Origin of the sequence: Winogradskyella pacifica, assembly GCF_003386275.1 — a bacterium.
GTDB classification, from domain to species: Bacteria; Bacteroidota; Bacteroidia; order Flavobacteriales; family Flavobacteriaceae; genus Winogradskyella; species Winogradskyella pacifica.
This window is the reverse complement of sequence record NZ_QREI01000001.1, coordinates 927,996-948,837: the sequence shown is the minus strand read 5'-3', so window position 1 is coordinate 948,837 and position 20,842 is coordinate 927,996. Positions and strand designations below refer to the sequence as shown.

The 20,842-nt window shown below is 34.1% G+C and carries 19 protein-coding genes; 16 read left to right on the top strand and 3 right to left on the bottom strand.

The window, feature by feature from the left end; all coding sequences use genetic code 11:
• From DFQ09_RS04110 to DFQ09_RS04100, 3 genes are all read left to right on the top strand, one after another.
• Complete coding sequence (locus tag DFQ09_RS04110) at positions 1-1,479, top strand: HAMP domain-containing sensor histidine kinase (protein WP_115808369.1); 1,479 nt, start codon at positions 1-3, stop codon at positions 1,477-1,479.
• 98 nt (positions 1,480-1,577) lie between these two features.
• Positions 1,578-2,948 carry a spondin domain-containing protein gene (locus DFQ09_RS04105; protein ID WP_115808368.1) on the top strand — a complete coding sequence of 457 codons (1,371 nt, stop codon included), beginning with the start codon at positions 1,578-1,580 and terminating at the stop codon, positions 2,946-2,948.
• Positions 2,949-3,172: 224 nt separating this feature from the next.
• The gene (locus tag DFQ09_RS04100; protein WP_115808367.1) at positions 3,173-4,030 is read left to right on the top strand and encodes an EcsC family protein; all 858 of its coding nucleotides are present in this window, start codon (positions 3,173-3,175) and stop codon (positions 4,028-4,030) included.
• Between the two features lie 123 nt (positions 4,031-4,153).
• On the opposite strand, the gene DFQ09_RS04095 is transcribed toward DFQ09_RS04100, so the two are convergent.
• Together DFQ09_RS04095 and DFQ09_RS04090 are read right to left on the bottom strand one after the other, a co-directional pair.
• On the bottom strand, positions 4,154-4,630 hold the full coding sequence (locus DFQ09_RS04095) for a hypothetical protein (RefSeq protein WP_115808366.1): 477 nt from the start codon (positions 4,628-4,630) through the stop codon (positions 4,154-4,156).
• Between the two features lie 35 nt (positions 4,631-4,665).
• On the bottom strand, positions 4,666-5,748 hold the full coding sequence (locus DFQ09_RS04090) for a hypothetical protein (protein WP_115808419.1): 1,083 nt from the start codon (positions 5,746-5,748) through the stop codon (positions 4,666-4,668).
• A gap of 391 nt (positions 5,749-6,139) precedes the next feature.
• Between DFQ09_RS04090 and DFQ09_RS04085 the strand changes: the two genes are divergently transcribed.
• The 4 genes from DFQ09_RS04085 (at position 6,140) to DFQ09_RS04070 (ending at position 10,544) form a co-directional block, all read left to right on the top strand.
• Positions 6,140-6,658, top strand: a complete 519-nt coding sequence (locus tag DFQ09_RS04085) for an RNA polymerase sigma factor (RefSeq protein WP_115808365.1) — start codon at positions 6,140-6,142, stop codon at positions 6,656-6,658.
• A gap of 55 nt (positions 6,659-6,713) precedes the next feature.
• Positions 6,714-7,619, top strand: a complete 906-nt coding sequence (locus tag DFQ09_RS04080; RefSeq protein WP_115808364.1) for a FecR family protein — start codon at positions 6,714-6,716, stop codon at positions 7,617-7,619.
• Positions 7,606-10,104, top strand: coding sequence for a TonB-dependent receptor (locus DFQ09_RS04075; RefSeq protein ID WP_115808363.1), 2,499 nt, complete (start codon positions 7,606-7,608; stop codon positions 10,102-10,104). Before DFQ09_RS04080 ends, DFQ09_RS04075 begins: the two co-directional genes overlap by 14 nt.
• Positions 10,105-10,349: 245 nt before the next feature.
• Positions 10,350-10,544 (top strand): PID-CTERM protein-sorting domain-containing protein, encoded by a 195-nt coding sequence (locus tag DFQ09_RS04070; protein WP_115808362.1) that lies wholly within the window; start codon positions 10,350-10,352, stop codon positions 10,542-10,544.
• On the opposite strand, the gene DFQ09_RS04065 is transcribed toward DFQ09_RS04070, so the two are convergent.
• Positions 10,541-11,131, bottom strand: a complete 591-nt coding sequence (locus tag DFQ09_RS04065) for a riboflavin synthase (RefSeq protein ID WP_115808361.1) — start codon at positions 11,129-11,131, stop codon at positions 10,541-10,543. The two genes, DFQ09_RS04070 and DFQ09_RS04065, sit on opposite strands and share 4 nt — an antisense overlap.
• Positions 11,132-11,182: 51 nt before the next feature.
• Here DFQ09_RS04065 and pdxA point away from each other — a divergent pair, with 51 nt between their 5' ends.
• The 9 genes from pdxA to mtgA all read left to right on the top strand — a co-directional run bounded on the left by pdxA (position 11,183) and on the right by mtgA (position 20,840).
• Positions 11,183-12,223, top strand: coding sequence for a 4-hydroxythreonine-4-phosphate dehydrogenase PdxA (pdxA, locus tag DFQ09_RS04060; RefSeq protein WP_115808360.1), 1,041 nt, complete (start codon positions 11,183-11,185; stop codon positions 12,221-12,223).
• A 79-nt stretch (positions 12,224-12,302) separates the two neighbouring features.
• Positions 12,303-12,842, top strand: a complete 540-nt coding sequence (locus tag DFQ09_RS04055) for a YceD family protein (protein ID WP_115808359.1) — start codon at positions 12,303-12,305, stop codon at positions 12,840-12,842.
• Positions 12,843-12,850: 8 nt separating this feature from the next.
• Positions 12,851-13,054, top strand: coding sequence for a 50S ribosomal protein L32 (gene rpmF, locus DFQ09_RS04050; RefSeq protein ID WP_020897471.1), 204 nt, complete (start codon positions 12,851-12,853; stop codon positions 13,052-13,054).
• Between the two features lie 178 nt (positions 13,055-13,232).
• Positions 13,233-14,228 (top strand): beta-ketoacyl-ACP synthase III, encoded by a 996-nt coding sequence (locus DFQ09_RS04045; RefSeq protein WP_115808358.1) that lies wholly within the window; start codon positions 13,233-13,235, stop codon positions 14,226-14,228.
• Positions 14,229-14,260: 32 nt separating this feature from the next.
• Positions 14,261-14,731, top strand: coding sequence for an acetyl-CoA carboxylase biotin carboxyl carrier protein (gene accB / locus DFQ09_RS04040; protein WP_115808357.1), 471 nt, complete (start codon positions 14,261-14,263; stop codon positions 14,729-14,731).
• A gap of 76 nt (positions 14,732-14,807) precedes the next feature.
• A complete protein-coding gene (gene accC / locus DFQ09_RS04035; RefSeq protein WP_115808356.1) occupies positions 14,808-16,160 on the top strand; it encodes an acetyl-CoA carboxylase biotin carboxylase subunit in 1,353 nt (450 codons plus the stop codon).
• Positions 16,161-16,291: 131 nt separating this feature from the next.
• Positions 16,292-18,991 (top strand): reprolysin-like metallopeptidase, encoded by a 2,700-nt coding sequence (locus DFQ09_RS04030; RefSeq protein WP_115808355.1) that lies wholly within the window; start codon positions 16,292-16,294, stop codon positions 18,989-18,991.
• A 52-nt stretch (positions 18,992-19,043) separates the two neighbouring features.
• Complete coding sequence (locus DFQ09_RS04025) at positions 19,044-20,159, top strand: NAD(P)/FAD-dependent oxidoreductase (RefSeq protein WP_115808354.1); 1,116 nt, start codon at positions 19,044-19,046, stop codon at positions 20,157-20,159.
• Positions 20,160-20,162: 3 nt separating this feature from the next.
• Positions 20,163-20,840, top strand: coding sequence for a monofunctional biosynthetic peptidoglycan transglycosylase (mtgA, locus tag DFQ09_RS04020; protein WP_115808353.1), 678 nt, complete (start codon positions 20,163-20,165; stop codon positions 20,838-20,840).
• Positions 20,841-20,842 lie beyond the last annotated feature (2 nt).

The following is a 20,842-nucleotide window of genomic DNA, read 5'->3' as shown; positions in this document are numbered from 1 at the left end:
ATGAAAACAAAAAACACCTTATTCTACAAAATTGCTGGTGTGCTCACCCTCTTATTTGTAGTACTTGCCTTTTTAATTACCAAAACATCGACACAACTTTCGGAAGATTATCACGATGAAATTACCCAAGGCTTAAATAAAAATGTCTCAGGATTTATTGTTGAAGAAATCCAAGGACTCTACGACGGCGATTCGGTAGTGGGTGCTAAAATGAGCAGTTTAATGCATCATGTTATGGCCACTAATCCTGCGACTGAAGTCTACTTATTAGACTTAGAAGGGAACATTCTTAAGCATGTTGCCATGAATAAAGAGGTGAAAGCAAAACGCATTGATTTAAAACCTGTAACCGAATTTATCGCCCAAGATGGAGAGGTGTTTATTAAGGGTGACGACCCAAAATTACCGGGAACTAAAAAAATATTTTCAGCAGCACCTTACCTTTATAAAGATAAAAAAGTAGGTTACATCTATACGATCGTTGGTGGTAACGATTACGACTCGCTAATTAATAAACATGAGGCCAGTTATATTCGTAAACTCAGCATGCGTAATATTTTATATGCACTATTTGCAGCCTTATTGGTGGCCTTACTTTCCATTTATATTATCACAAGAAATTTCAATAAAATTATTGCGGCGTTTACATCTTTTAAAAATGGGGATCATGATGCTCGTGTTGTAGGTGTGCAGCATGGCGAAATGGGATTATTGGCCAATACCTATAACGACATGGCCGATACCATTCAGAGTAATATTCAAGATTTGCAGAGTGTAGACAACTTACGAAAAGAACTTATCGCAAATATTTCTCACGATCTAAGAACACCTATTGCGTCTATTCAAGGTTTTGTTGAAACCATCATGATTAAAGGAGACAGCCTAGAAGAAAAGGAAAAGCAGCGTTACATGGAAATAGTGCTTAAAAATTCGGAACGTCTTAAGAAATTGGTGAACGATTTGTTTGAGTTAAGTGTTTTGGAAGCCAATCAAAAAGCCTTGCAGCCTGAAGCCTTACAGATGGCAGAAATTATTCAAGATATTGCCGATAAATACCGCATTATCGCCAAAAATAAAGGAGTAAGTATAAATACGGTGTATTCTAAAGATCTCCCTTTTGTATACGCGGATATTGCCTTAATTGATAGAGCATTACAGAATATCATAGACAATGCGATTAAACATTGTCAGCAAGGAGATGTTGTTACCTTAGAGCTTTACACAGCAAATGATCAGGTGATGGTAAAGGTGTCCGATACCGGAAGCGGTATAGAATCTCAAGAGTTACCTTATATATTTGAACGCTACCGAAAAGGCAAATTCTATTCCGATGCCACAAAAGGTAGTGGACTAGGCTTGGCCATTGTTAAAAAGATTATGGACCTTCACAATTCAACTATCAAAGTGAATAGTATTTTAAATCAGGGCACCGAGTTTTATTTTAATCTGCCAGTGCTTAAAAGAACCGCTTCGTTATAAATTTTATATAATAGTTTATACTATAGTTATGGCGTTGTTATAATTTGGTGATACTCTCGGAGGATATTTGTAGATATATAATCATTAACACATTTACAATGAAAAAATTTAAATTTATTACACTTTTATCCGTTATTACCCTTTTTGCAAGTTGCGATAATGACGACGACAGCACGATAGTAAACTTAACCCCAAGTGAAACTTCTAACTTTACAGTAAGTATTGAAAATATTGGAAGTGCCTATAGTTTTATAGACTCTGGAGTATTTAATACCCCTGTAGGCGATGCAAGTCCTGGGCCAGCAACGCCGGGAAAACGTTACGAATTTACCGTTGATGCCGGTAGAAGTCAAAAATTATCTTTTGTAACCATGTTAGCAGCAACTAACGATTTGTTTTTTGCTCCTGATGGTAACGGTATTGCGTTTTATGATGACAATGGAGATCCTATTTCTAGAGACGTTACCAATCAAGTTTATTTATGGGATGCGGGAACAGAAGTCAACGAAGAACCTGCAGTGGGTCCTAATACAGTTGGCATGCAATCTGGTCCTGATACTGGAGCGGTAGAAAACGGAAACGTATTAAAAATTGCAGATGTTACCAATGGTTTTATGTTTGATTACCCAGCGGTAAACGAAATAATTTCTGTAAGCATCACTCATGTAGAAGGTACACTATTTACTGTTTCTATAGAAGATTTAACAACAGCAAGTTTAGAGACTAGCGTAGGAACTTCTGTTGCGCCTTTATCACCTGGTGTTTATGTGATTCATGGTGGTGAAAATCCTTTGTTCACAGAAGGTGAAGCGGATTACGGACAAGGTGTTGAATCGATTGCTGAAGACGGAAATGCAGCACCTTTAAGCGACTATACTGCAGAGAATACTGGAGTGACTTACCCATCATCTCCTGGAATCTTTGTGGTTCATGAAGGAAATACGATGCCATTATTCACATCGGGAGTTACAGATTTCGATTTAGGATTAGAACATATCGCTGAAGATGGAAATACGGCTGTTTTAGCTGATAATCTAAGTGGGTTAGAAGGCCAAATTTCAGGAGCTGTGTTTAATACTGTAGATGGAGGTAGTGGTCCTGGGCCTTTATTACCAGGAAATACTTATACGTTTAGCTTTACAGCCGAAGCAGGAAATAGCTTATCATTTGCAAGTATGTTAGCCGCTACAAATGATGTATTGTTTGCTACTCAAGATACAGGAATTGAATTATTCAGTGCAGACGGAACCCCTTTAAGTGGAGATATTACAAATGAGGTGTACTTATGGGATGCCGGAACTGAGGTTAACGAGCAACCTGCTATTGGTCCTAATACAGTGACTAATCAATTAGCTGCCGATACTGGAATCGATGAAACGGAACCAGTTCAATTATTATCTAATGTTAACGATGGTTATAGTTACCCAAATGTTGATACCGTTCTTAGAATTACAATTACCCCAAACTAAAATTTTAAAACCTAGTGTATAATCCGCGTTTCACTTAATTGTGAAACGCGGATTTTTTTATGTGACTTAAGACGTCTAAACATATGATTTAAGGACGCAGCATCGTTTTTGCCAATCAAACAAAGAAGATATGCATCCTTTTTTGATATCGTTCGTGGCTAGTCTTTCATTGCTGTGTAACAATTGCTAAGTTTTTACGACCTATTATAATAAATAGAAATGTTTTGAATCTAACAGTAAATCCCATAACACCAGAAGACAAAGAAGCCTTAATGCGCGCAAAATCTAGCATGCAAAATTTAGGTTGGGCAATTCGTAATGTCAATAAAATTGGTAATACGGTTGAAACAGGAATTAGCTACGTGCCAGAAAAAGTATTAGTTAAAGTGCAGAAGATTACAGAATCGGTATTATTAAAAATTATAAAAGCTAATTTATTAACCATTCAAAAAAACAAAACATTTAAAAAGCCTTCAAAAAACACGTATAAAAGTATTGTAACAGGTACAGGAGCATTAAGTGGGTTTTTCGGATCTTCTACAGGTTTTGGTACTGCTATTTTTGCTTCAGAAGTGACACTTACCACTAAGTTTTTAATGCGTACGATTATGGATATAGCGCGTAGTGAAGGTGAAGATATTTATACTTTAGAAGGGCAGATGGCATGTCTACAAGTTTTTGCGCTTGGTGGAGATTCTATAGATGATGACGGTATGGAAGCCAGTTACTACACCACGCGTATGGCATTAAATTCAGCATTAAATAACGTGTCAGCAGCTGGTATAAAAATGAGCTTAGATAGTTTGGTAAAAGGAGCAAGCGCTTTGGGATCTAATGCTGTTGGTAGTTTTTTATCTAAAATTGCTACGAGATTAAGTCTTCTTATCAGTGAGAAATTTTTAGCACAAGCTGTTCCTATTGTAGGCGCTATAGGGGGTGGTGGATTAAATTATGTGTTTGTAGATCACTTTCAGAATATGGCAACGGCACATTTTACCATAAGACGTTTAGAGCGAAAGTATGGAGAGGCTGAGGTTAAATCGATCTATGAGGCTATAAACGCAGGTATTAAAGAGAAGTAAGGCTTTTTGTATACTTTTCTTAGGTCTTCAATAAAAAAACCAACCAAGAATTTCTTCAAGGTTGGCTCTGCTATTAATCAATTAAGTTTGGAAATTTAAATTAGAACTTTGTAATTAAGGTGATTAATTACAGGTATTGTTTTTGAATTCTAAATCGTCAGTAGTCCCAATTTCAAAACTGACTTCCACATCGTTATCATTGTCATCATTATCAAGTTCATCTAATATCCAAGTATCATTGATATCATCAAAATCTGGAATATTAAAGGTTACATTGATGTTATTTCCTGAGCCACTAGCAGTCCAAGTGCCATTTGCTGTATTTTCATCCCAAGTCACGGTAACCGTATGGTCTGCTGAGAAATTAAAGAAGTAACCTACATAATTGCTTTCTAAATCGATATTGTTTCGTTCTAAATCTTCAATATACCAATCTGAACACGCTGTTAAAATAGTTTCTAATTGTTCGGTAGTACAAGTATTACAATCGTCGTTATGGTCATCATCATCGTCATTAGAACAAGATAATAAGCTGAAAACTAGTAGAGCGCTTAATAAGATTTTGGATGTAAACAGGGGTTTTATAAAATGTGATTTCATAATATTTAATTTTAGGTATTAATTAATTTTAAGGATTAGTTACAATTGTTGTTTTTGAATTCTAGTTCGTCGTCATCACCAATTTCAAAGCTGACTTCAACCTCATTGTCATCATCGTCATTATCGATTTCATGTAAATTCCAAGTACTATTGATGTCATCAAATCCTGGAATATCAAAGGTTACTGTGATGTTATTCCCATTTCCACTTGTCGTCCAAGTTCCATTGGCAGTGTTGCCAGTCCAAGTGACTGTAACGGTATTATCTGTAGAGAAATTAAATAGGTAACCTGTATAGTTGTCTTCTAAATCAGTGTCATTACGTTCTAATTCGTCTATATACCAACCCGAACAAGCTGTTAAAATAGATTCTAATTGGCTTGGTGTACAGTTCGTACAATCGTCATCGTCATAATCGTAATCATCATCTTCATCGCAATCGTCACCAAAATCATCAATGGCATCATCAAGCTGATTAAAATTGTTAATTACAATTTCGGCGCCATCGGCAATTATGATACTTATAGGGAATTCAAAACCAATTAAATCATCTTCGTCTATATCATCTATAAATTCATAAAGGTCATAATCATTGGTAAATGTTAGTGTTGCAATAACTTCATTATTGGTGTTAAAAACGGAAGCTGAAATTGGATATACAAAATCTAGACATTCTATGTCATCATCAAATTCATTTTCATCATTACAATCATCAGCATAATCTTCTAGCTGATCTAAACTGTTAACTTGAATTTCAGAATAATCTGAAAAAATTATGGTGATAGGAAAATTGATAACAACGTTATCGTCATCGTCATCAAATTCGTCAAGAATATCTTCAAGATCATCATAATCATCAATGTTGGTAATGGTTAATTCTACTCCATTTATGGTTGCTGTTATTGGTAGTTGAATGGTAAAACAATTGGCATTATAAACGACGTTATCTACTGAGCCGTCGTTCATAGTGACTCTTTGAATCTGACTCGCCAAAGCTGAATTAGCTTGTAATGTAGATTCTGCTGGTGGATCAATACTTATATCATCTTCGGTTCTACAAGATGTCATTGTTAGGAATAAACCTAATAAGGCAAAAAGATAAGGTTTGATAGTTTTCATAATTAATTTGTTTTTTATGATCATGGTTAAGTTTTTCATTTAATAAGGCGCTTTAATTACTGCCTTTATACTTAGAACAACTCAGTAATTAAATGTCCCAAGAAATTTATTATTTTTTTATTTAATTGAAATTTGAGTCGTTTCAAATTCTGAATGGTTGCTTTTACTTTTAATAGGTTGATTCATGTATTATGTCATTTTAAATTGAACGTATAGTTTTAAAACAATCACATTGTATAATCTCCCAAAATTATTTTAATTAAATTTTTTAATGGTGATTTCGAATCTAATTTTAGAATTTAAATTTGATGCTTTAGTAACGTAATCTTTGGCATGGTCTTTAAAAAAAAGTATACTTTTGGTAATTCAAATTTCAAAAAAACACTTTTAATTGTCTAAGTCGCTCCACAAAGATATCTGTGATAAACTACGCTTTTCTAAACTCTACGAAAGGTATGCGCAAAGCATGAGTACTATTTTGTATTACAAGTATGGTGATTTATTAAACCCATCAGATAAAGTGCAAGATGCCTTTATTAAATTATGGGAAAATTGTGCTAAAGTGGCACCTGAAGCTGCAAAATCTTATTTATATACGGTTGCAAATAATATGATGCTTAACGAGGTGAAGCACCAAAAGATTGTTTTTAAGCATCAAGAAGTAAAGCCTAAGGATTATACCAATGAGACGCCAGAATTCATGTTACGTAAAAAGGAATTTTTAAAGCGTTACGAAACAGCTTTGTCAACATTAAAAGAAGAAGAACGTGTCGCTTTTCTTTTAAGTAAGGTCGATGGAAAAACCCATAAAGAAATTGCGGAGTTATTAAATATTACCAAAAAAGTAGCTGAACACAGAATTTATGCTGCCTTAAATAAGTTGAAAGATCAGTTGGAAGAACTGAATTGAAAATAATTTTGGGACAATTGAAAGTTGAGTTGTTTTATAAGTATAGCATCAAGTTATGGACAAAGAATATTTACTAAAAAAATGGTTGGACAACAACTTATCTGAAGCAGAGGCGGAAGCTTTTAATGCTTTAGATGATGCGAAGCTGTATAATGAAATAGCAGAAGAAGCACAGCGATTTAGTGGTCATCATAATGCAAAAGTGCCTGCGTTTGAAGCTTTAGAAAGCCAGTTGCAAAATAAAAAGGCTTCGTCAATTAATTGGATGAATATAGCATCACGATTTGCAGCTGTTTTTGTTATTGGTTTAACCTTATTTTTGTTTTTAAATAGAGATAATACCAATACAATTGCAACCGATTTAGCACAAAAAGAAACCATTACACTTCCTGATAATTCTAGAGTAGAACTTAATGAGTTGTCTCAGCTTACATATAGTCCTTCAAATTGGGATAACGAAAGAACCTTAAATTTAAAAGGAGAAGCCTTTTTTGATGTCGAAAAAGGAAAGCAATTCGATGTCAATACTGATTTTGGAAAAGTAACGGTTTTAGGAACCGAGTTTAATGTATTTACAAAGGATAGTATTTTTAAAGTAACCTGTTATGAAGGTTTGGTGCAAGTCAGTTATAACGATGCGGTTATAAAAGTACCAGCCGGTTCAGAGTTTATTTTAAAATCAGGAACGGCTAAAAAATCTATTATTGCTACAGCAGAACCGTATTGGCTTAAAAATATGAGTGTATTTAAAAATGCATCGGTACAAGCAGTGCTTTTTGAGCTTGAAAGTCAATATAACATCACAATTACGGATTCCATTGCTCCAAATACGTTAAGATTTACAGGCGCATTTGAGCACGATAATCTTAATAATGCTTTAAAATCAATTACACAGCCTCTTGGTTTGACCTATGAAATTATAAATAATAAAGAGGTCGTCATACACAATGCTAAAGATTAAGTATATAACTTTTTTAATAAGTGTATTAATTTGCTTTTCAGTAAAAGCACAAGCTAATGATGGAAAAATATCTATCATACAAGCGCTTAATGAGATCTCTAAAACTCATAATATTAATTTCAATTATAAAAGTGACCTTCTTAAAGAAGTCTATGTCATCCCTTTAGATGATGATCTAAGTCTTAGTACTAAAATTGAAACCTTAGAACAACAGACCAATTTTATTTTTACCAAAATTAGCGACGTGGTCTTTAGTATCACCAAGCCCATTACAATTTGTGGTTATTTGCGAGACAACATAGAAAATCCGCTTTATGGAGCAACTATTCATACAAAACACAATTACACAGTAACTAATGATGATGGCTATTTTGAAATAGAAGTACCATCATTAGAGACGCTTCTTACCATCCGATTTATAGGTTTTAAAACCATAAAGCGTCAAGCTAAGTTTTTTAAATTAAATAGTTGTGAGGCTATTACTTTAATTGAAGAAGCTGAAGTGTTTAGTTCTGTAGTGCTCAACGGCTATATTGTTAAAGGTATAGACAAGCAACAAGACGGAACCATAGCTATTGATTATAGCAAGTTTACCTTGCTGCCAGGACTTATAGAGTCTGATGTGTTGCATACCGTTCAGGCATTGCCTGGTGTACTAAGTGTAGATGAAACGGTTTCTAATATTAATATAAGAGGAGGGTCTCACGATCAGAATTTATTGCTTTGGGATGGGATAAAAATGTATCAATCCAGTCATTTTTTCGGACTTATTTCAAGTTTCAATCCGCAGATCACACAAACGGCAACCGTAATTAATAACGGTACAGATGCTTCGTATACAGACGGTGTTTCAGGAACCATTGATATGCATTCTAGTAAAACAATCGAATCCAATTTTAAAGGCTCTTTTGGAATTAATCTTCTTAATGCCGATTTATTTTTAAATGCACCAATTGGAGAAAAGTCTTCAGTTCAAATTGCAGGACGCAAATCTATTGATGAATTGGTAAGAACACCAACCTACAAAACGTATTTTGAACGTGTGACACAAAATACAGAAGTAGCAGAAAATACATCTAATGTTAGTAACTCAAATCAAGCCTTCGATTTTTATGATGCGTCTTTAAGGTGGCTTTATAAACCATCGGATAAGGATTTTGTACGATTAAATTTCATGTTAGTTCATAATGATTTAACCTTTGATGAATCTGCGCTTTTTAATGGAGTAGAAGAAACGCGAGAAAGTAGTATTTCTCAAAAGAGTATTTCGGTAGGCTTAAATTATCGTCGGCAATGGAATGATAAATTAAGTACTGTGCTCAATATTTATAATACAGATTATACATTACAAGCTGTAAACGCTAACGTTATGGCAGAACAGCGTTTCTTACAAGAAAATATAGTGTCTGAAACCTCGGCAAAATTGGAAGGGCTTTATACTCAAAACTTATGGCAATTCAATTTGGGCTATAATTTTATTGAATCTGAAATTACAAACCTAAATGATATTGATGTCCCAAGATTTGTAAGACGTGATTCTGAAGTTTTACGAGAACAAGCGGTTTTTGCTCAGACACAGTTTGAAAATGAAACTAAAAATCTTACCGTAAAGTTAGGAGTAAGGGTCAATTATATTGAGAAGTTTGATGAAGTAATTATAGAACCGCGTTTCAGTGTTAGGAAAGCTTTAGGTAGCCATTTTGAATTAGAAGCATTAGGTGAGTTTAAACATCAAAACACCTCGCAAATTATCAACTTTCAAAATGATTTTTTAGGAGTAGAAAAACGTCGATGGCAACTTACAGATAATGATAGTATCCCAATAATTAAAAGTAAACAAGCTTCATTAGGATTGCTTTACAAAAACAAAGGTTGGTTAATTGATGCCAAAGCGTATTACAAAAAAGTTGATGGCATAACCACGCAAAGTCAGGGGTTTACCACCAAGTATGAATTTGAAAAAGAAAAAGGAAGCTATGATGTTTTAGGAGCTGAGTTTTTAGTCCGAAAAAATTTCAATAATCTAAATACGTGGTTGAGTTATTCATATATAAAAAACGATTATACCTTTGAAACGCTTGAAGAAATAGAGTTTCCCAGTAATTTTGATATTACACATGCCTTTACATTGGGAACAACCTATAGTAATGAGTCGTGGAACATTTCTGCAGGATTAAATTATAGGGTAGGGAAGCCAACATCGATTCCGGTATTAGAAAATGAAATTACAGCCAATGATATCAATTTTGATAGCGCAAATAACGAAAGATTGCAAGATTATTTAAGAATCGACGCTTCCGCGCTTTATAAATTTAAGATAAATAAATTGTTTCGTTCGGAAGTTGGTGTTTCCGCTTGGAATATCTCAGATGTTAAAAATCCAATTAATAATTATTACAGAATTGATGCAGAGAATAATGCAATAAAATTTTCTAGATATTCGTTAGGGATTACTACGAATGCTGTTTTTCGTCTTTATTTTTAGAAAGCGTTGGTAGTTAAACGCTTATTTTGTTATTTGAGCGAGTACACTATGTTGGTTATGTAATTTTAATATTATATTTGCGTTAAGTAAAAATAAAAATGTAGGTAACTTCCCTATTTCAACCTCATTTTATGCACTTTGTCGATAAAATTTACCGTTTGTAGATGTTTTTAATGAATTTAATTTTGTCAACTCATTTTTTTTAATACTTTTACACCTCAATTAACAGAATGCATAAGAAAAATATGTTTGTTTCAATCTTAGTTTTTTTTGTAGGGTTCGCTTCTATGGCTCAGGGCACTACTGGATCTGTTCCGCCGCCGCCAGCACCACCACCACCGCCTGGTCTTCCAATTGATGGAGGCATAGTAGTTCTATTTATACTTGCGTTAAGCTATGGTATTTATAAGTCTAATAAATTATCTCGTAAAAACGCTTAATGCCTTAGGTCATTAAGACGTTTTACATATTTCCCAATAACATCAAACTCTAAATTTATCGTATCACCAACGTTTAATGTTTTAAATGTGGTATGATTAAATGTATAAGGTATAATAGCTACAGAAAAACGATTCAATTGAGAGTTTACAACCGTTAAGCTCACTCCGTTTACAGTAATAGACCCTTTTTCGATGGTAATATTATTAAGATCCTTATCATATTCAAAAGTAAAAACCCAACTACCTTCGTTTTCTTTTATTTCAATACAAGTTGCTGTTTGATCTACATGCCCCTGTACAATATGGCCATCTAAGCGGTCACCCAGTTTCATGGCGCGTTCAATATTTACACATTCTTTTTCTTTGAGTAATCCTAAATTGGTTTTATCGAGTGTTTCTTGGATTGCTGTAACCGTATAAGTATCTCCTGTAATACCAACAACGGTGAGACAGACACCATTATGAGCGACACTTTGGTCTATTTTTAATTCATTTGTTATAGCGGTATGTACTGTAATATGAAGATTTCCACCATCTCTATTTAGTTTTTCAATTGTTCCGAGATCTTCTATAATGCCTGTAAACATAATTTGTACTTTATTTAGTTAAATTTGCAGTTACAAAGTTAAAGACAAAAAATGAAAAAAGACGAAAAGATAATTGTAGGAATTTCTATTGGTGACCTCAACGGTATTGGTGCGGAAATAGTCATTAAAGCTTACGAAGATCCAAGATCTTTAGAATTAAATACTCCTGTGATTTTTGCTTCGGCTAAAACAATGCAGTTCTTTAAGAACCATTTTAATAGTAAAATTAATTTTTTTAGTATTGATTCTCCAGAAAAAGTGGTTCACGGAAAAGTTAATGTAGTTGAAGTTTGGAGCGAACCTGTAAAAATCGAATTTGGTACAGAGGACAAAAAGATAGGAGAATACGCTATAAAATCTCTCGAAGCGGCTACCAATGCTTTAAAAGAAGGTACGATTGATGTATTAGTAACCGCACCAATTAATAAACACAATATTCAATCGGAAAAATTTAACTTTCCTGGTCATACAGATTATTTAGCTAAAGCCTTAAATGGAAAAAGTTTAATGTTTATGGTTTCTGATGAATTGAGAGTGGGACTTTTAACAGATCATGTTCCGCTTAAAGATGCTAGCAATGCGATTACCGTAGACCTCATTAAAGAAAAAATAGCAACGGTTACTAAATCTTTAATACAGGACTTTGGAGTAAGAAAACCTAAGGTTGCTGTTTTAGCTATAAACCCACACGCTGGTGATAATGGAGTAATTGGTAACGAGGATGATACGATTTTAAAACCTACTTTAGAAAAAATTAAAGCTGGTGGTACTTTAGTTTACGGACCCTATTCAGCAGATAGCTTTTTTGGTTCTAACACCTATAAAAATTTCGATGCCATAATAGCGTCTTATCACGATCAAGGTTTAATTCCCTTTAAAACAATTGCTTTTGGGAAAGGTGTAAATTACACCGCAGGTTTAGATAAAGTGAGAACGTCTCCAGACCATGGTACGGCGTATGAAATAGCAGGAAAAGGGATAGCAGATGAAAGTTCAATGAAACAAGCAATCTTTACTGCAATCGAAATTTTTAAACATAGAGAAGACTATAATTATTATAGTAAAAACCCTTTAAAAAAGGCTTCTAGATAGTTATAAACAAAATTTGTTGATATCTAGGCTTTAAGTAAGGAAAAATTTATATATTTGCACGCTCAAATTGAATGTGATAATGAAGGCATTAAAATCTTATACTATCCCTTTTGTTGGATTAAAAGAAGGAATGCATCATTTTGATTTTCAAATTGATAATACGTTCTTTCAGCATTTTGAATATGATGAATTTAATGCAATTGATGTTAAAATTGACCTAGAATTCGAAAAAAAATCAACACTTTTAGAGTTGTATTTTTCGGCTAAAGGCACAGTAAATGTTAATTGCGATATTTCAAATGAACCCTATAACCAGGCTATTAACGACGATTTTAAGTTAGTCGTTAAATTTGGTAACGAGTATAATGATGAGAATGAAGACATCTTAATTGTACAACATGGGGAATATGAAATTAATATAGCACAATATATATATGAGCTGATTATTTTAGCAGTTCCTATTAAAAGAATTCATCCAGGTATTGAAGACGGTTCGTTACAGACTGATATACTTTCAAAATTAGAAGAACTAAGTCCAAGTGAGGACCACAAAGTAAAATCATCAGAGGATATTGATCCTCGTTGGAATAATTTAAAAAAACTATTAACGGATAAATAACATTTAAAATGGCACATCCAAAGCGTAAAATATCGAAAACAAGAAGAGATAAAAGAAGAACACATTATAAAGCTTCTGTACCTCAAATAGCAACTTGCCCTACAACTGGTGAGCCACACTTATACCACAGAGCTCATTGGCATGATGGTAAACTATATTACAGAGGTCAAGTTCTTATTGACAACTCTGTAGAAGAAGAAAACGCAGCATAAGTACTATGCATGCATACAAGAAAACGCTCCTATGTGAGCGTTTTTTTTGTTATTATTTTTTGAATAGAGCAAAAACCACTTACTTTGCGTTACTATTTGCTAGAAAACGAGGAAAATTGAATAAAACGTAACATTTTTTATCGATTTTTCATACTTTTAATTAATCTAAAAGCTAATAATGAGTAAAATCACAGCAGCAATTACAGCTGTCGGAGGCTATGTTCCTGAGTATGTTTTAACGAACAAAATCCTCGAAACAATGGTTGAGACCAATGATGAGTGGATCACATCAAGAACAGGCATAAAGGAGCGTCGAATTCTTAAAGAAGAAGGTAAAGGCACATCGTTTTTGGCCATAAAAGCGGCAGAAGACTTAATTCAAAAAAAAGGATTAGATCCTAAAGAAATTGATTTAGTTATTGTTTGTACTGCAACACCAGATATGAAAGCGGCTGCAACAGCTGCATATACAGCAACACAAATTGGAGCTGTAAATGCATTTTCGTACGACTTGGAAGCCGCATGTTCTAGCTTTCTTTACGGCATGTCTACAGCGACAGCTTATATAGAGGCCGGACGCTACAAAAAAGTTCTTTTAATAGGAGCGGATAAAAATTCATCATTTATTAATTACGAAGACAGAGCAACCTGCATTATTTTTGGTGATGGAGCAGGAGCGGTTCTTTTTGAACCTAACGAAGAAGGTTTAGGTTTACAAGATGAATTATTAAGAAGTAACGGCGAAGGTCGAGACTTTTTACAAGCAACTTACGGTGGTTCTTCATATCCTATTAATAAAGATACTTTTAAAGAAGGTAAACATTATATTTTTCAGGATGGGAAAACAGTGTTTAAAAATGCTGTTTTTAATATGGCAGATGTCGCTGAAAAGGTTATGAAAAGAAATAACCTTACTAACGCTGATATTTCATGGTTGGCAGCACACCAGGCTAATAAGCGTATTATTGATGCTACAGCCAATAGAATTGAATTAGAAAGTGATAAAGTAATGATGAATATTCAGAGGTACGGTAACACCACTTCTGCAACATTACCTTTATTATTATTCGACTACGAATCACAACTTAAAAAAGGTGATAAAATTATATTTGCTGCCTTTGGTGGTGGATTTACTTGGGGCTCAATTTATCTTAAGTGGGCTTATAACTCCTAATTAAAAAACTAACTAACAAAATATCTAAAATTATGGATATAAAAGAAATTCAGAACTTAATTAAATTTGTTGCTAAATCTGGAGCAAGTGAGGTTAAGTTAGAAATGGATGATATTAAAATCACCATTAGAACTGGTTCAGAAAACGAGACAACATTTGTACAACAAATGCCAATGCAAGCTCCGGTAATGCAACAACAGATGCCAGCTCAACAAGCAGCTTCACCTGTACAAGAAGCGGCTGCACCTGCAGAAGACTCAAAATACATTACTATAAAATCTCCAATAATTGGTACATTTTATCGCAAGCCATCTCCAGACAAACCCGTTTTTGTTGAGGTTGGTACAGATATTAAAGAAGGAGATGTACTCTGTGTTATCGAAGCAATGAAATTATTTAACGAAATAGAATCAGAAATTTCTGGTAAAATCGTTAAAGTACTTGTTGATGATTCGTCCCCAGTAGAGTTCGATCAGCCATTATTCTTGGTAGATCCATCATAACCCGATTTAAAATTCCAAAGTATAATTTCTAAATTTATAGGAATTTGGAATTTGAAATTTTAAATACATAAAAGTTATGTTTAAAAAAATATTAATAGCCAATAGAGGGGAGATAGCGCTTAGAGTTATTAGAACCTGTAAGGAAATGGGCATACGAACGGTAGCTGTATACTCTACAGCAGATGCAGAAAGTCTTCATGTTAAGTTTGCAGATGAAGCTGTTTGTATTGGACCAGCGCCAAGTAGTGAGTCTTATCTTAAAATATCAAATATCATTGCAGCTGCAGAAATTACAAATGCAGATGCTATTCATCCTGGTTATGGATTTTTGTCTGAAAACGCAAAATTCTCAAAAATATGTGAAGAGCATGGTATAAAATTCATAGGTGCGTCTGAAGATATGATTAACCGAATGGGTGACAAAGCCAATGCTAAAGCAACCATGAAAGCTGCCGGTGTACCTTGTGTTCCCGGAAGTGAAGGTATTATTGAAACCTTTGAAGATTGTGTAAGAGTTGCCAAGGAAACCGGTTATCCTGTAATGCTAAAAGCTTCTGCCGGTGGTGGTGGAAAAGGGATGCGTGCCGTTTGGAAACCAGAAGATCTTCAAAATGCATGGGAATCTGCGCGTTCAGAATCTAAAGCAGCATTTGGTAATGATGATATGTATATGGAGAAACTCATAGAAGAGCCTCGCCATATCGAAATACAAATTGTTGGTGATTCTCGCGGAAAAGCTTGTCACTTATCAGAACGTGATTGTTCTATCCAAAGACGTCATCAAAAATTAACGGAAGAAGTGCCTTCTCCGTTTATGACAGATAAATTGAGAGCTAAAATGGGTAAAGCTGCGGTTAAAGCTGCTGAATTCATTAAGTATGAAGGTGCTGGTACTGTAGAATTTCTAGTAGATAAACATCGTAATTTCTACTTTATGGAGATGAATACACGTATCCAAGTAGAACACCCAATTACAGAGCAAGTTATTGATTTCGATTTAATTAGAGAACAAATATTAGTTGCTGCAGGAGTGCCAATTTCTGGAAAAAATTATACGCCTAAATTACATTCTATAGAATGTAGAATTAATGCTGAAGATCCGTTTAATGATTTTAGGCCTTCACCAGGAAAAATTACAACATTGCATGCTCCGGGTGGACATGGAGTGCGTTTAGATACACATGTTTATGCTGGCTACACCATTCCGCCAAATTATGATTCTATGATTGCTAAGTTGATTACAACGGCTCAAACTAGAGAAGAAGCAATAAATAAAATGAAGCGTGCATTAGATGAATTTGTGATTGAAGGTATTAAAACAACGATACCATTTCATAGACAACTAATGGATCATCCAGAATATTTAGCTGGTAATTATACCACTAAGTTTATGGAAGACTTTAAGTTAGAAAAACAAATTGAAGACTAAAATTAAAACCCAAATGTAAGTTTGGGTTTTTTTTGTACCATATACTATGTAAGAAGCGCCTGTTTTTATAGGGTAACGAGTTTTTTAATATAAAAAAAACTTAACTTTATAAGCTATAAAAAAAGAAAATTATGCTTAAGAATTACGTTTTAAAAATTAGCACAATTATTATTGTGCTTTTTTCAATGGCTGCTCAAGGTCAAAACTCCTCTAAATTATGGACGAGTCTAAATGCTGAAAAAGCAAAACAATCCGAACAGATTTCAAGAAAAATAAATCTTAAATCTGAAAAATTTTTTCAACTAAAGATTGAACAATTAAAAACGAAACTTCAAACTATTGGTGATAGAGAAAATCCAGGAAATACGATTATTTCTTTTCCAAATTCAGATGGTGAACTAAGTCGATTTAAGGTTTTTGAAGCTTCAATTATGGAGCCAAAACTACAGGCTCAGTTTCCAAATATGAGATCTTATGCTGGTCAAGGGATCGATAATCCTACGGAAATAGTTAGGTTTAGTATTACGTCTAAAGGCCTTCATGCCATGTTTTTAGGAACATCTAATGGGACTCAGTTTATAGATCCATTTTCTAAAGTAGGGAATATATACACGGTTTATTCTAAACGAGATTTAACAGAAAGCGATTTTGAATTTCAGTGTGGTGTTATAGATGAAGATTTGGATTTAGATGCTAAAACGTTTAATGATCCTATAACTAAAAATGCTAGTGATGGTACTTTGAGAAATTATCGTACAGCTATAGCATGTACAGGAGAGTACGCAGCTTTTCATGGTGGAACGGTTGCTGGCGCAATGGCTGCGATAGTGACAACGATGACGAGAATAAATGGTATTTACGAAAGAGAATTATCAATTACAATGACCTTGGTGGCTAATAATGCTAATTTAGTTTATACTGATGCTGCAACTGACCCGTTTGATAATGACAATGGGAACTTGTTAATTCAACAAAGTCATAATCAAATTACCGCCCAAATTGGTACTGCTAACTTTGATATAGGACATACATTTAGTACCAGTTCATCAGGAGGCTTAGCAAGTTTAGGATCTACTTGTGTTAATAGTAGAAAAGGTAAAGGTATTACTGGCTCTACACAACCAATTGGCGATGCTTACGATGTGGATTATGTGGCTCACGAACTAGGACATCAGTTTGGTGCACCACATACCTTTAATGGTACAGTGGGTAGTTGTTCAGGTGTAAATAGATCTTCTTCTTCAGCTTATGAACCAGGTAGTGGAACAACTATTATGGCCTATGCAGGTATTTGTGGTTCTGATAATATACAAATTGGTAGCGATGCTTATTTTCATCAAAACAGTATAAACACAATATGGAATCATGTAACGAGTTCAGGTGCTTGTCCAGTAGATGCAGTACCAACAGGTAACACACAGCCTGTTGCAAACGCAGGTGCTAATTATATAATACCTCAAGGAACACCATATAAATTAAATGGAAATAATTCTAATGATGTAGATGGTATGGAAACCTTAACTTATACATGGGAGCAGTACGATTTAGGGACTGCTGGATTACCAACTGAAACTACAACTACTGGTCCGTTAGTAAGATCTTTTGAAGGTACTAATAATCCTGTCAGATACGTACCGAGATTAGAAGACATTTTAGTAAATGGTGGGACATCAACAACATGGGAAAAATTAGTAACTATTAGTCGTAATATTAATTTTATGTTAACTGTTAGAGATAATGATGCTAGAGGTGGACAAACAGATTCAGATCAGATGACAGCAACAGTTACCACGGCAGCGGGTCCATTTGTAGTAACGTCTCAAAATGTAGATGGGGTAACTTGGGATGTAGGCACAACTCAAACGGTAACTTGGAATGTTGCGGGGACTACAGGTAATGGTGTTAATGAAGCAAATGTAAATATTCTATTAGCTACTGATGGTCAGAATTTTGATACGGTTTTAGCTTTAAATGTGCCAAATGATGGTTCACATGATATTACAGTACCAGATGTAGCGTCTTCTAGCAATAGAATAATGGTAGAAGCAGCAAACGGAATATTCTTTAATGTCAATAACGAAAATATAGCTATTGGAGTTGCTATAACTTGTGATACCTACAGTGCGAGTGGTGATAATATTGGAGTAAGTATCGCAGATGGAACAGGTTCAACTACGCCTATAAATGGTCCTGTATTACAACGTACGCTTAACGTTCCAGATAATTTTACTATTGAGTCTCTTAAATTAAATATAGATGTAGATCATACTTTTGTAGGTGATTTATTAGTACAGTTATTACACCCAGATGGCGTTACGGAGGCCGTTATTTGGTCAGGAAATTGCTCAAGCAGCGATGATATACTCATTAAATTTGAAGATGGTGCATCTGCAATAGATTGTAGCGCTACAGGCAGTGGGAATACGTATAGCCCGGTTGAACCATTATCTATATTTGAAGGTTTAGATTCTCAGGGAGATTGGACAATTCTTATCGCTGATTTCTATTCTGGCGATACAGGGATATTGCAAAATTGGTCATTAGAATTTTGTTCAGAGTCTCTAAGTGTTGATGATAACGAATTAGATCAATTAAGTATTTATCCAAATCCAAATAATGGTGCATTTAATATTCAGTTTAATCCAAAATCTGGAGAAGACGTTTCTGTCGCTGTTTATGATATTAGAGGCCGATCAATTTATACGAAAAGCTTTCAAAATACAGGTAGATTTGAAGAAACAATTCAGCTTAATAATGCACAATCGGGTGTTTACTTATTAACTATTGTAGATGGTTCACAAAAAGTGACTAAGAAAATTATAGTAGATTAAGAATATAATTTATTAATTTAAAAGCTCCTAAATCAGGAGCTTTTTTTATGCTATGAATTTATCATATTGGGAAATAAAAAACTGGCTAACTAACATTGATTATACAATTGTTGGTAGCGGCATTGTAGGCCTTAATTGCGCTTTACAACTAAAACAACGATTTCCAGATGCTAAGATTTTAATTCTTGAAAAAGGAATGCTTCCACAAGGAGCGAGTACTAAAAATGCAGGTTTCGCATGCTTTGGAAGTTTAAGTGAAATTATTGACGACTTAAATCACCATTCGGAAATTGAGGTATTGGATTTAATTAAAAAACGAATCGATGGATTGCAATTACTTCGTAAAACTCTAGGCGATGAAGCTATCGGTTATCAAAACCTCGGAGGTTATGAGTTGTTTTTAGATTCTGATGACACTTTATTTAATTCATGCATTGATAGGCAGGAATATATCAATCAATTTTTACAGCCACTATTTAATACCAAAGTGTTTTCCTTCAAAGAAAACAATCTCGGCTTTAAAAACATAAAATCGAAATATTGTTTTAATTCATTTGAAGGTCAGATTGATACTGGTAAAATGATGAATGCTCTATTGTATAAAGTGCAATCTTTAGGAATAAAAATATTGAATAATTGTACTGTTGAAACCTTCTCAGAAGATTTAAATTCAGTGAAACTAAACACTAATCAATTTGAACTTTCAACCCAGAAACTTTTTATAGCTACAAACGGCTTTGCTAAACAATTCAATATCCCCGAAGTTCAGCCAGCAAGAGCACAAGTTTTAATTACTAAACCTATTGAGAATTTACCTATTAGAGGAACATTCCATTTAGACGAAGGGTATTATTATTTTAGAAATATAGACAACAGAATCTTGTTGGGTGGAGGTCGAAATCTAGATTTTAAAACCGAAGCGACCACAACATTCGGTGAAACAGAAATCATTCAAAATAAACTTGAAGAACTTTTAAAAACCACTATTTTACCACAGACTAATTTTGAAATTGATCATCGTTGGAGTGGCATAATGGGAGTCGGTAAACAGAAAAAAGCAATCGTAAAACAATTATCAAACCATACGTATTGCGGAGTGCGTTTAGGTGGAATGGGAATTGCAATCGGTAGTACAATGGGTAAACAGTTAGCTCAATTATTAGATTAATTTATGAAAAGATTATTTCGGTTTTTAATAAAAATCCTTTTATGGTTTGTTGCGCTTTCTATAGGTTTGGTGTTTCTATTTAAATACGTTCCTGTTCCTGTAACACCTTTGATGGTTATTAGATATACAGAAAGTGAAGAAGCCTCTAAAATGTGGAAACACGATTGGGTGTCCATAGATAAAATATCTAAAAACTTACAGTTAGCTGCTATTTGTAGTGAGGATCAAAAGTTTTTAGACCATAGCGGTTTTGATGTCGAAGCCATTGAAAAAGCCTATGAACACAACAAAAAAGGAAAACGTATTAAGGGAGGAAGTACTATAAGTCAGCAGACGGCAAAGAATGTTTTTTTATGGCCAGATCGCAGCTGGTTACGTAAAGGCTTAGAAACCTATTTTACGTTTTTAATTGAAACCATCTGGAGTAAAGAACGCATTCTCGAAGTATATCTAAACAGTATTGAAATGGGACCGGGTATTTATGGTGCTGAAGCAGCATCAAAGTATTGGTTTAAAAAATCAGCATCAAATTTAGACGCTTATGAGGCCGCAGCAATCGTTTCAGTATTACCTAATCCAAGAAATTATCGGGCAAATCCGGCCTCGGTATATATTCAAAACCGAAAACAGTGGATTGTAAAACAAATGAGGTTCTACGGAAAATTAGACTTAAAGAAGTAAAA

Bases quoted from the DNA above. Each gene is read 5' to 3' on its own strand.
- DFQ09_RS04110 (WP_115808369.1), top strand. From the start codon at position 1: ATGAAAACAAAAAACACCTTATTCTACAAAATTGCTGGTGTGCTCACC.
- rpmF (WP_020897471.1), top strand. From the start codon at position 12,851: ATGGCACATCCAAAGCGTAAAATATCGAAAACAAGAAGAGATAAAAGA.
- DFQ09_RS04095 (WP_115808366.1), bottom strand. From the start codon at position 4,630: ATGAAATCACATTTTATAAAACCCCTGTTTACATCCAAAATCTTATTA.
- DFQ09_RS04065 (WP_115808361.1), bottom strand. From the start codon at position 11,131: ATGTTTACAGGCATTATAGAAGATCTCGGAACAATTGAAAAACTAAAT.
- pdxA (WP_115808360.1), top strand. From the start codon at position 11,183: ATGAAAAAAGACGAAAAGATAATTGTAGGAATTTCTATTGGTGACCTC.
- DFQ09_RS04090 (WP_115808419.1), bottom strand. From the start codon at position 5,748: ATGAAAACTATCAAACCTTATCTTTTTGCCTTATTAGGTTTATTCCTA.
- DFQ09_RS04025 (WP_115808354.1), top strand. From the start codon at position 19,044: ATGAATTTATCATATTGGGAAATAAAAAACTGGCTAACTAACATTGAT.
- DFQ09_RS04070 (WP_115808362.1), top strand. From the start codon at position 10,350: ATGTTTGTTTCAATCTTAGTTTTTTTTGTAGGGTTCGCTTCTATGGCT.
- DFQ09_RS04055 (WP_115808359.1), top strand. From the start codon at position 12,303: ATGAAGGCATTAAAATCTTATACTATCCCTTTTGTTGGATTAAAAGAA.
- DFQ09_RS04045 (WP_115808358.1), top strand. From the start codon at position 13,233: ATGAGTAAAATCACAGCAGCAATTACAGCTGTCGGAGGCTATGTTCCT.
- accC (WP_115808356.1), top strand. From the start codon at position 14,808: ATGTTTAAAAAAATATTAATAGCCAATAGAGGGGAGATAGCGCTTAGA.
- DFQ09_RS04075 (WP_115808363.1), top strand. From the start codon at position 7,606: ATGCTAAAGATTAAGTATATAACTTTTTTAATAAGTGTATTAATTTGC.
- mtgA (WP_115808353.1), top strand. From the start codon at position 20,163: ATGAAAAGATTATTTCGGTTTTTAATAAAAATCCTTTTATGGTTTGTT.
- DFQ09_RS04105 (WP_115808368.1), top strand. From the start codon at position 1,578: ATGAAAAAATTTAAATTTATTACACTTTTATCCGTTATTACCCTTTTT.
- accB (WP_115808357.1), top strand. From the start codon at position 14,261: ATGGATATAAAAGAAATTCAGAACTTAATTAAATTTGTTGCTAAATCT.
- DFQ09_RS04080 (WP_115808364.1), top strand. From the start codon at position 6,714: ATGGACAAAGAATATTTACTAAAAAAATGGTTGGACAACAACTTATCT.
- DFQ09_RS04030 (WP_115808355.1), top strand. From the start codon at position 16,292: ATGCTTAAGAATTACGTTTTAAAAATTAGCACAATTATTATTGTGCTT.